The organism is Streptomyces sp. NPDC056361, from assembly GCF_042262805.1.
In the GTDB taxonomy this organism is placed as follows: Bacteria; Actinomycetota; Actinomycetes; order Streptomycetales; family Streptomycetaceae; genus Streptomyces.
Genome location: NZ_JBHJQI010000210.1, coordinates 1 through 9,897 on the forward strand (window position 1 = coordinate 1; position 9,897 = coordinate 9,897).

The window sequence follows — 9,897 nt, forward strand, 5'->3', positions numbered from 1 at the left end:
CGTGACGCGTTCCTCGCGGCTCAGTCGGCGACGACGACGTCCTTCGCCGCCGGGGCCTTCGCCGCGACCGGCTTCCCGTAGTGGGAGAAGGCGATCGTCCCGGGCTCCTCGCCGCCCTTCGTGACGATCTTCAGGATGTACGGCGTGCCCTCGGTGGCCACGTAGACCGTGCTCGTCTCGCCGGCGTCGCCCGGCTCCGTCAGCGCCAGCGCCGACTGCCCGTCGACGGTGGTCTCCTCGCCCTTCTCGATGCCGGTCGCGCCCTGCTCGAACCCGTCGAGCAGCTCGTCGAGGTCGCACAGCGCCAGCATGCCGTCGGAGTCGGCCTCGCTCGCGGACGACTTCAGCCAGCGGCCCTTGAGCTCCTTGACCATGGCGTCCTGCGCCTCCGGGCCGTCCTCCTTGACCTGCTCGCGGAGGAAGGCCTCGTCGAAGCGCAGGTAGACGTTCTTGTCGTCGACCTTGATCAGCTCGGCCGTGTTCGCCGCGCCCATGGTCAGCGTGCCGGCGCACTTCCCGCCGGTGTCGAGCGACAGGTAGGCCTTCATCGGCTCGACGGGGGACCGGACGTCGACGTCGACGGTCAGCGACTTCGCCGTCTTCGTCGCCGCGAACGCCTTGTCGACGATCTGCGACCCCGTCAGTTCCCCGAAGGGTCCCGCCGGCTTAGCCTTCGCCTCGTCCGCCGACGGGCCGCAGGCCGCGGCGCCGGCCGCGGCGGCGGCGCACAGGAGGACGGCGACGGCGGTGCGGGTCGTCCGGGTGGTGGGGGTCGTCCTGGCCGTGCGGGTCGTGCGGTGGGTCCGGGGGCGGGTGAGGGCGCGCATGGGGGTGTCTCCGAGAGGGGTCGTACGGGCGGTGGGGGCCCCTGAGGGCCCCCGGTCCTTGGTGGTGCTGGGTGGCGCTGGGCGGTGCCTGGTGGTGCTGAGCGGTGCCGGGGGGCGTGCTCGGTGGTGCGGGGTCAGCCGATCTTCAGCTCCCACTGCGAGGCGTCGTAGGTGAAGCCGGGGTTGACCTCGACGGTGAGGTTCTTGGCGGCCTTGGGGGCGTCGAAGGCGACGGTGATGGTGGCCTTCTTGCCGGGCATGATCGTGCCTTCGAAGCCCGCGCCGACCTTGTCGTCGAAGATCTGCTCGGAGGCGACGCCGTCGGTGCCGGCGGTGGCGCTCAGGGACACGAGGGCGGTGTCGAACTTCTCCTTGCCGCCGTTCTCGATGACGACGGTGACCTGGTAGGCCGTGTTGCCCTTGGTGTGGCCGACCGCGTACTCGCCCGGGGTGTACGGCTTCGGGTCCGAGACCGTGACCTTGACGTCGTCGTCGTAGACCGAGGTGTCGCCGTCGGCGAGGCCCGCGCCCTTGTTCTTCTTGCCGGCGTCGCCCGCGGGGGCCTTGGAGGCGGAGTCGGCCGGGGCCTTGCCCTTCGGGCTGGCGCTCGGGTCCTTCGGGGCCGCGTCCTTGACCGCCTTGTCGAGCTCGTCGACCGCGTCGCTGACGGCCGTGAACGTGATGACCGCGCCGACGACCGAGAGGACCAGGGCCGCGAGGCCCAGGATCGCGCCGGTGAGGGCCACTCCCTTGTTGTTCGCCTCGCGGCGCTTCACGCGGCCCCTGGCGACGAGGCCCAGGATCAGGGCGATCAGGCCGAGGATGCCGGCCAGCCAGAAGAAGAGCGGGATGAGGCCGGAGAGCGTGCCGATGATGCCGAGGATCAGGGCCGCGGTGCCGAGCCCGTTGCGCATGACCTGCGGGGCGGCAGGCGGGACCTGGGTGTCGTACGACATGGGTGTGTCCTCCCGGACGGTGAAGATGTCTGGCGCGATGGGTCAATCACAGCAGAGCCTGTGAACCGAGTCAACACGGTTCACGAAAAACGGATCGACTCACACTGTGAAGTGGTGCGGCGGACGTTCGTCAGTAGGATTGGTGTCACACGAGGACGAGCAGGACGAGCAAGCGGCGAACCAGGGAGATGGGTCACGTGCCGGAGCGCGCAGCGGACGTAGGCGGCGGAGACAGCGGGGACACGGGCACCGAGGAGGTGGGCGGGGCCGAGGTGACCGCCGCCGGGATCGCCCGGCTCGCGGGCGTCGGCCGGGCCGCCGTCAGCAACTGGCGCCGCCGCCACGCCGACTTCCCCAAGCCCGTCGGCGGCACGGAGGCGAGCCCCTCCTTCGCCCTCGCCGAGATCGAGCAGTGGCTCCGCGACCAGGGCAAGCTGGCCGAGGTCCCGCTCCGCGAGCGGGTCTGGCAGCAGGTCGCCGGCCATCCGGCGGGCGCCGTCACCGCCCTCGTCCACGCGGGCTGCGCCCTCCTCCTCGTACGGGAGCGGTCCGCGGCCTGGCCCGCGCTGGCCGAGCTGCCCGACGAGCGGCTCGTCGAGGTGCTGCCCGTCGCCCTGGAGGAGACGCTCGGCGAGCGCCTCGGCCACGGCCGGCCCGTCCTCACCCCCACCAGCACCGCGCTCGCCGCCTCCGTCCCCCTCCTGCGCGGGGCGGCCGAGCTGGCGGCCGAGACCGGGGTCCGCGCGGCGTTCGAGTTCCTGCTCGGCCGTCACCTCGACGCCAACCCGCGGCAGTACACCCTGACCCCGCCCGGCCCCGCCGCCCTCATGGCGGCGCTCGCCACGGGCGGCGGCGACGGCGCCCCGCTCACCGTCCTCGACCCCGCGTCGGGCACCGGCAGCCTGCTCACCGCGGTCGAGCGGCCCGGCGCGTTCTGCGGCCAGGACGCCGACCCCGACCTCGCCGCGCTCACCGCCCTGCGCCTGGCGCTCGCCACCGACGCCGACATCCGCGTCCGGTCCGGCGACAGCCTGCGCGCCGACGCCTTCCCGTCGCTCGCCGCGGACGCCGTCCTCTGCCACCCGCCGTTCAACGAACGCAACTGGGGCCACGACGAACTGGCCTACGACCCGCGCTGGGAGTACGGCTTCCCGGCCCGCACCGAGTCCGAACTCGCCTGGGTCCAGCACGCCCTGGCCCGCCTCCGCCCCGGCGGCACCGCCGTCCTCCTCATGCCGCCCGCCGCCGCCTCCCGCCGCTCGGGCCGCCGGATCCGCGCCGACCTGCTCCGCCGGGGCGCCCTGCGCGCGGTCGTCGCCCTCCCGCCCGGCGCCGCGCCGCCGTACGGCATCCCGCTGCACCTCTGGGTGCTGCGCCGCCCCGCCCCCGGCGAGCGGCCCCCCGCCGAACTCCTCCTCGTCGACACCGCGTCCGAGCACGCGGGCCCGGCGCGGGACGCCCGCGACCGGATCGACTGGCCGGCCGTCCACACCGCCGTGCTCGACGCGTGGGGGCCCTTCGACCGGGACGGCGGCGTCGCGGCGACGCCGGGCGTGAGCCGTTCCGTCCCCGTCATCGAGCTCCTCGACGACGACGTCGACCTCGCGCCCGCCCGCCGTCTGCCGCCCCCGGCCGCCGCCGAGGGAGCGGCCCAGCTGGCCGGGGTGCGCGAGAGCCTGACGGAGACCCTGCGCCGGACCTGTGAGCTGACACCGCCGCCCGTGACCGACCCCACCGACGCCGGTGCCGGACCGGTCGGCCGCCCCACGACCACCGTCGGCGAACTGGCCAGGGCCGGAGCCCTGGTCCTGCGCGCGGGCGGCACGGGCACGACGCCCGCCGCGTCCCCGGTCGCCGTCCTCACCGACCACGACGTGCTGGCCGCCCAGCCGCCGTCGGGCACGCTGCCCGACGGCCCGCCCGAGGAGCCCGTGCTGCTCGCCGCCGGCGACGTCGTCGTCCCCGTCCTGGGCGGCGGCGCGGCCGTCCGGGTCGTCGACGCCTCGGCGGAGGGCGCCGCACTCGGCCGCAACCTCCAGCTGCTGCGCCCCGACCCGGCCGCGCTCGACCCCTGGTTCCTGGCCGGCTTCCTGCGTGCCACCGCCAACAACCGGCAGGCCAGCAGCTACGCCTCCACCGCGACCCGGCTCGACGTCCGCCGACTCCAGCTGCCGCGGCTGCCCCTGGCCGAACAGCGCCGGTTCGGGGCGCGGTTCCGGGCCCTCGCCGAGTTCGAGGAGGCGCTGCGGCAGACGTCCCGGCTCGGGGACCAGCTCGTGCAGGGTCTGTACGACGGCCTGGCGGACGGCACGGTCGCGCCCTGACCCCGCCGGGGCCGCTTCCCGCTCACTTCGACAACGGTTCCGGGTATCCCGGAACCGTTGTCCGCGTCGGTGTATACGCTCGTCTCCGCACACCGATCCGTCCGAGCAGGAGCAGCCGAGATGTACGGCCACCCGCAGGCCCCGCAGCCGCCGCAGAGCCCCGCCTCCGGCGGCCTGATCGCGCTGCGCGTGCTCTTCAGCGCGCTCCCGCTGCTCAGCTGCGGATTCCTGGCGTGGGCCCCGCTGCTGCGGCTCGCGATCGTGACCCGCCGGACGCTGGACTGGGTGCTGTGCGGCCTGGCGTTCCTGGCGGGCTCCGCCCTCTTCGCGTACGCCGCGGTGACCGGCGACGAGGAGGGCAGCACCCTGGAGGCCTTCGTCGGGATCGGCACGATCACGGTCCTCGCGGCCGGTTCGGTCACGTACTACCTGGTCGCGGAGATCCGCCACTTCGAGCGCCGCCGTGTCGCCCTGGAGCAGGCGCCCCCGCCGTACCGGCCGCTCGGCCACCCCTACGGCGCCGACGGCGCGGCCGTCACGGTGCCGAGTCCGCTCGGTCCGCCCAACCCGTACACCAGCGCGCCGCCCCCGGAGCCGCCGGTCCAGGTGCCCCAGCCGCCCGTCGCCCCCCGGATCGAGCAGGTCCGCGCCGAGCTCGACGAGTTGAGCGACCTGCTCCGCAAGAACGCTCCGGAAGGTGAAGACCGCAGGTGAACGGGCGTGTCATCGGTGGGCGTTACGAGCTCGCCACCGTCATCGGGCAGGGCGGGATGGGGCAGGTCTGGACGGCCTACGACGGGCGGCTCGACCGCCGGGTCGCGGTGAAGCTGCTCCGGCCGGCGACGATGACCGGCCCCGCCACGGCGGCGGAGGAGCTGCGGCGCCGCTTCGTCCGGGAGTGCCGGGTGACGGCGCACGTCGACCACCCCGGCCTGGTGACCGTGCACGACGCGGGCAGTGACGGCGACGACCTCTACCTCGTGATGCAGTACGTGGAGGGCGCCGACCTCGCCGACCATCTCGCCGAGCACGACCCGTACCCGTGGGAGTGGGCGGTCTGCGTCGCCGCGCAGCTGTGCGCGGTGCTCGCCGCCGTGCACGCGGTGCCGATCGTGCACCGCGACCTCAAGCCGCGGAACGTGATGATCCGCCCGGACGGGTCCCTCACCGTCCTCGACCTCGGCGTCGCCTCCGTCCTCGACACGGACACCACCCGCCTCACCCAGACCGGTTCGCAGATCGGCAGCCCGGCCTACATGGCGCCCGAGCAGGCGATGGGCGGCGCGGTCGGCCCGTCCACCGACCTGTACGCGCTCGGTGTCCTGCTCCACGAGCTCCTCAGCGGCAACGTGCCGTTCGCCGGTTCCACGGCCCTCGGCGTCCTGCACCGCCACCTGTACGAGCCCCCCGTGCCCATCCGCCGGATCCGGCCCGAAGTCCCCGAGGCCCTCGAAGCGCTCGTCCTCCACCTCCTCGCCAAGGACCCGCAGGCCCGTCCGTCCGGCGCCCACGAGGTCTACGAGCACCTGCTCCCCCTCCTTCCCGCGCGCGGCGCCCCCACGGGACCCATGGACCCCACGCGTCCCTTCCTCCGTCCGCACGCCCCCTGGCCGGCCCGCCCCGCCTCCGTGGCGGCGCCCGTGCCGGTGCCCGTGCCGACGCCTCCGCCGCCGCCGGTCGCACCCCCGGGCCCCCGGAGCGACCCCCGCGCCGACCCCCGGAACTCGTTCGGTTCCGCCCCGCGCGTCGACCTCGCCGCCGCCGTGGACGAGGTCAAGCGGCTGCTCGGCGAGGGCTCGCTCACCCAGGCCGTGGACCTCCTCGGCGGCATCCTGCCCACGGCGGCGGCCGAGCACGGGGAGCGCTCGCCGGTCGTCCGCATCCTGCGCAAGCAGTACGCCTCCACGCTGATGGACGACGGCCAGTACCGTCGCGCGCTCCCGGAGCTCCGCCGGCTCGCGGAGGACCGCGACACGGAGGCCGGGCCCGCGGACCCCGGGGCCCTGCAGTTCCGTTACGACGCCGCCCTCTGCCTGGAGCAGCTGGGCGAGACGGCCGCCGCGCTCACGGAGTTCCGCGCCGTCCTCCCGTACTACGAGCACGATCCCGCCCGCGCCTTCGACATCCGTCGCCGCATCGGGATGCTCCTCCTCGCGACCGGCGAGCACACGGTCGGCCAGGGCCAGCTCCAGCAGCTCCTGTTCGACGCCGAGCGCGCCTACGGCCCGTATCACCCGCTTCCGGTCGACTTGCGCAGGGCGCTCGACCACCAGCGGCAGCTGGGTCCCCGCCCCTGAAGGGTTTCTGACGCGCCGACAGGATCACGACTCCACAACTGATCCAGTAGTGGATCTTCGTGATCCTTTTTGCCGGTTTTAGTGCATGTAACGTTCGCGTCTGATCATGTCCGCGTCCCCAAGGAATCCCTCATGACGACGCCCTCCGCTCCCCTCACCCCCGAGCAGCAGCCGGCCGCTCCCGCCCCCGCGAAGAAGGGCGGCGCCGCCCTGAAGAAGGTCGGCGGCATCGTCGTCGCGATCGTCGTGGCCCTCGCCGTCAAGTTCGGCCTCCCGTTCCTCACGGGTGAGGCCCCGGTCCACGCCAAGGCCGGCGAGTGCGTCGTCGTCACCGGTTCCGACAACGACCCCAAGGTCGACAGCGAGGACTGCTCCTCCGGCAAGGCCGACCTCTTCAAGGTCGTCAAGGTCTACGACAACACCTTCGACGTCAACAAGTGCGCCGAGGACAGCGAGCAGGCCCTCGCCCAGCAGTGGGACGCCGACAAGTTCGTCCTCTGCATCAACCCGGTCAAGAAGTAACCCCCGCACACCCGAGAGGGCCGGAACCGACAGGTTCCGGCCCTCTCGCGTTGCCCGGACCGGGCCGGGTCTCGCCGGGTCGCGCGGCCCCGCGACGCGGCGGCCCCCGACGTCCTTTTAATTACCCGGGGAAAGTACCCACCCCACCCCACCTGCTCTGAGCGGTCATGCCGAGGGGGCGTCACCCACACGAGCGAAACATCCCAACTGGGCTGGATTTCGGGGTGGTTGCCTGGCATATGCTCGCGGCGACCTGAACTGAGAAACAGTTCGGCCCTCGCCCGGGACTCGCAATCCCGGGGAGGGCCTGACCAACAAGGAAGCAGCAACTTCCCCATGGGTATTCAGCACCCTAGCGCCACCGTGCCCGCCGCGGGCGTCATCCACGCCAACGTCCCCCACACGAGCGGCTTCGTGGTCGTCGGCAACCACCTCGTGCAGCACGAGCACCTCTCGCTCACCGCGATCGGCCTCGCCGCCCACATCCAGTCGCTGCCCGCCGGAACCCCCATCGGCATCAAGGCGCTCGCCGGCCGCTTCCCCGAGGGCGAGATCCGCATCGCCTCCGCCCTGCGCGAGCTGGAGTCGCACGGCTACCTCCGCCGCCTCCGCGAGCGCCTGCCGAGCGGTCGGATCGTGACGCGGACGTTCTCGTACAACAACCCAGGGGCGAGTGGGGACTTGGGGGAGGGGCCCGATCGGGGACATCGCGCGGCCCCGCAGGCAGTGCAGGGTGAGGCCCGGTGCGTGGCGCAGGGGCCGGTCCCGCGCGCGGGGCAGGGCTCGATCCCGTACTTCGCGCAGGGCTCGGTGCCGTACTCGGCCCAGAGCCCGGCGGCCCACGCCCCTGCCGCCACCACCGCCCCTGCTCCCACCTCCGTCCCGGAGGCGGCCGAGGCACCGCCCGCGCAGCCTGTACGCCGCGATGCGGAGCGGCTTCCGGAAGGTCCGGCCGCCGAGCTGCTGCTCGACCTGCGGCGCCACGACGAGCGCCTGCTGCTGTCGGCGCGGGACGTGCGGCACCTGGCCCCCGGCGTCGACGCGTGGTTCGCGCGGGGCGCGACGCCGGACGCCGTCCGCCGCACGCTCCTCGCCGCGCTCCCCGACACCCTCAAGCACCCGGCGGGACTCCTCTCCCACCGCCTCGCCCACCTGCTCCCGCCGCCCCTCCCCACACCAACCCCGGCGCAGGGACAGCGCCCGATGCAGCTCTGCGTCACCTGCGAGAACGTCGCCTTCCGCGCCTGGGAGCCGGGCCAGTGCCCCGACTGTCGCGCGGACGCGGACGAGGACGCGGACGAGGACGCGGCGGCGGCCAGGGAGGCAGGGGAGAGCGTCGCCGCGTGATGCCCGGGGACGGCCTGAGCCGATGCCTCAGGCGTCGAGCCGCCCGCCCTTGACTCCGGCGACGAAGGAGGACCAGGCGGCGGGTCCGAAGACGAGCGCGGGGCCGGCGGGGGTCTTGCTGTCACGGACGGGAACGACGGGGAGGGCGTCGGCGACTTCGAGGCACTCGCCGCCGTCCGCGTTGCTGTAGGAGCTCTTGCGCCACGTGACGTCGCTCAGGTCGATGGCTCGCACGATGCTTCCTCCAACGTCGACACGATGAACTTCCGTGATTCGACCGGGGAAAGGGACAAATCACGGACCTGATCGTAACTGGCCTGGAGCTGTTCGACGGCGGCTGCTTCCTCCACCAGTTCGCCCGAATGCGCGGTCTCCACCCAGGCCACCGTCCGGCCGTCGGCCAGCCGGAGAAACATCGTCTGGGTGTTCATCAACGCGAACAGGCCCACCGAGTGGGGGACGACATGGATGGTGATGTTCCGGCGCTCGCTGATCAGCAGCAGGTACTCCAGCTGATCTCGCCACTCGTTCCGGTTCTCCAGAGGGGTCCGCAAGACCGTCTCCGACAGGATCGTGCGGAACGGCGGGGCGCCGTCACCCGACAGCAGGTCGCGGCGTCCTATCCGCGCCTCGACCTGGCGGGTCAGCTCATCGCCGTTCATGCCGCCGGTCGACAGCAACGCGCGGGCGTACTCCCCTGTCTGGAGAAGGCCTGGCAGCACGCTCACCGCGTAGTGCCACAGGCTCACCGCTTCCGACTCCAGCCTCATGTACTGCTGGTACCGCTCCTTGAACTGCGCGGGGTCCCCCACCGCCAGCTCCCACAGCGCCAGCAGCGTCGTCGCGGTCCCGTAGTACTGGTCCAGCGCCTGGACCACCTCGGGTCCGCCGACCGTCTCGCCCTTCTCCATCTTCGAGAACAGCGACCAGTCCCACCCCAGCGCCTCGCCGAGCTTCCGGAGGCTGAGGCCCCGGTCGGTGCGGAGGAGCTTCAGTTCCTCGGCGAACCTCTTCCTGGGCTCCTGGCTGCGGCCCGTCACCACGCGTCTCGTCGGCATCGCGCGTACTCCCTTGTGGAAGATGTGGAACTACCCGCGCGACCTGGGGAAGTACGGTCCGCCACCGCTCCGGGTTCCCTGTGTCCCGGTCCATTCTCGTAGTGCCGGGATCACAGAGGGTAGTCCACGGAGAGGAGCGGAATCCATGGAACGAGGGGCCTGGGTCTACGACCAAGTGGCGGGAGTGGTCGGTGAGTTCAAGGGGAATGCGGGGCCCTATGTGATGCTGCGGCCGGTCTGCGGCGGCCGTGAGTGGCAGGCGGACCCGGCCGACGTGCGGCCGGCCGCGCCGGCCGAGCGGCTGAGCGCCGGGGTGCGCGCCGCCAATGACAGGGCTCGCGCCGGTTGCTCCCCGCAGCCCGCGCCGGACCTGAGCCGTCCGCCGGAGCCGGTGGAGCACTGCGTGGCGTGTGCGCTGCTGGTACGGGAACGGGCCGAGGCCCGGCGCCGGTTCGACCACAGTGCGGTAACGGATGCGAACGTGCTGCTCAGACGGCACTTGTGGCGGGACCACCGCTGAAGGGCGCTCTTGAGAGCGCCAGGCAGTAGGCGTGCCGGGCACGCCC

Annotated in this window: 10 protein-coding genes; 6 read left to right on the plus strand and 4 right to left on the minus strand. The window is 73.1% G+C overall.

What is annotated here, in order from left to right; translation table 11 throughout:
• Positions 1–20: 20 nt before the first annotated feature.
• Both ACFCY7_RS37750 and ACFCY7_RS37755 read right to left on the minus strand, forming a co-directional pair.
• Positions 21–827, minus strand: coding sequence for a hypothetical protein (locus tag ACFCY7_RS37750; RefSeq protein ID WP_376490605.1), 807 nt, complete (start codon positions 825–827; stop codon positions 21–23).
• Between the two features lie 134 nt (positions 828–961).
• On the minus strand, positions 962–1,783 hold the full coding sequence (locus ACFCY7_RS37755) for a DUF4190 domain-containing protein (RefSeq protein WP_376490606.1): 822 nt from the start codon (positions 1,781–1,783) through the stop codon (positions 962–964).
• Between the two features lie 272 nt (positions 1,784–2,055).
• Between ACFCY7_RS37755 and ACFCY7_RS37760 the strand changes: the two genes are divergently transcribed.
• The 5 genes from ACFCY7_RS37760 (at position 2,056) to ACFCY7_RS37780 (ending at position 8,273) form a co-directional block, all read left to right on the plus strand.
• Complete coding sequence (locus ACFCY7_RS37760) at positions 2,056–4,107, plus strand: N-6 DNA methylase (RefSeq protein WP_376490614.1); 2,052 nt, start codon at positions 2,056–2,058, stop codon at positions 4,105–4,107.
• Between the two features lie 120 nt (positions 4,108–4,227).
• A complete protein-coding gene (locus ACFCY7_RS37765; RefSeq protein ID WP_376490607.1) occupies positions 4,228–4,821 on the plus strand; it encodes a hypothetical protein in 594 nt (197 codons plus the stop codon).
• On the plus strand, positions 4,818–6,404 hold the full coding sequence (locus tag ACFCY7_RS37770) for a protein kinase (protein WP_376490608.1): 1,587 nt from the start codon (positions 4,818–4,820) through the stop codon (positions 6,402–6,404). The genes ACFCY7_RS37765 and ACFCY7_RS37770 overlap by 4 nt, the downstream gene beginning before the upstream one ends.
• A 132-nt stretch (positions 6,405–6,536) precedes the next feature.
• Positions 6,537–6,926: a hypothetical protein gene (locus tag ACFCY7_RS37775; protein ID WP_376490609.1), complete on the plus strand. Its 390-nt coding sequence runs from the start codon at positions 6,537–6,539 to the stop codon at positions 6,924–6,926.
• Positions 6,927–7,262: 336 nt separating this feature from the next.
• Positions 7,263–8,273, plus strand: coding sequence for a helix-turn-helix domain-containing protein (locus ACFCY7_RS37780; protein WP_376490610.1), 1,011 nt, complete (start codon positions 7,263–7,265; stop codon positions 8,271–8,273).
• Between the two features lie 27 nt (positions 8,274–8,300).
• Here the strand turns inward: ACFCY7_RS37780 and ACFCY7_RS37785 are convergent, their stop codons facing one another.
• Together ACFCY7_RS37785 and ACFCY7_RS37790 are read right to left on the minus strand one after the other, a co-directional pair.
• Positions 8,301–8,507 (minus strand): DUF397 domain-containing protein, encoded by a 207-nt coding sequence (locus ACFCY7_RS37785; protein WP_376490611.1) that lies wholly within the window; start codon positions 8,505–8,507, stop codon positions 8,301–8,303.
• Entirely contained in the window at positions 8,489–9,331 is an 843-nt protein-coding gene (locus ACFCY7_RS37790) for a helix-turn-helix domain-containing protein (RefSeq protein WP_376490612.1), read from the minus strand. The genes ACFCY7_RS37785 and ACFCY7_RS37790 overlap by 19 nt, the downstream gene beginning before the upstream one ends.
• A gap of 145 nt (positions 9,332–9,476) precedes the next feature.
• On the opposite strand from ACFCY7_RS37790, the gene ACFCY7_RS37795 reads away from it, so the two are divergent.
• Positions 9,477–9,851 carry a hypothetical protein gene (locus ACFCY7_RS37795; RefSeq protein WP_376490613.1) on the plus strand — a complete coding sequence of 125 codons (375 nt, stop codon included), beginning with the start codon at positions 9,477–9,479 and terminating at the stop codon, positions 9,849–9,851.
• Positions 9,852–9,897 lie beyond the last annotated feature (46 nt).

Bases quoted from the DNA above. Each gene is read 5' to 3' on its own strand.
- ACFCY7_RS37750 (WP_376490605.1), bottom strand. From the start codon at position 827: ATGCGCGCCCTCACCCGCCCCCGGACCCACCGCACGACCCGCACGGCC.
- ACFCY7_RS37755 (WP_376490606.1), bottom strand. From the start codon at position 1,783: ATGTCGTACGACACCCAGGTCCCGCCTGCCGCCCCGCAGGTCATGCGC.
- ACFCY7_RS37765 (WP_376490607.1), top strand. From the start codon at position 4,228: ATGTACGGCCACCCGCAGGCCCCGCAGCCGCCGCAGAGCCCCGCCTCC.
- ACFCY7_RS37775 (WP_376490609.1), top strand. From the start codon at position 6,537: ATGACGACGCCCTCCGCTCCCCTCACCCCCGAGCAGCAGCCGGCCGCT.
- ACFCY7_RS37780 (WP_376490610.1), top strand. From the start codon at position 7,263: ATGGGTATTCAGCACCCTAGCGCCACCGTGCCCGCCGCGGGCGTCATC.
- ACFCY7_RS37790 (WP_376490612.1), bottom strand. From the start codon at position 9,331: ATGCCGACGAGACGCGTGGTGACGGGCCGCAGCCAGGAGCCCAGGAAG.
- ACFCY7_RS37795 (WP_376490613.1), top strand. From the start codon at position 9,477: ATGGAACGAGGGGCCTGGGTCTACGACCAAGTGGCGGGAGTGGTCGGT.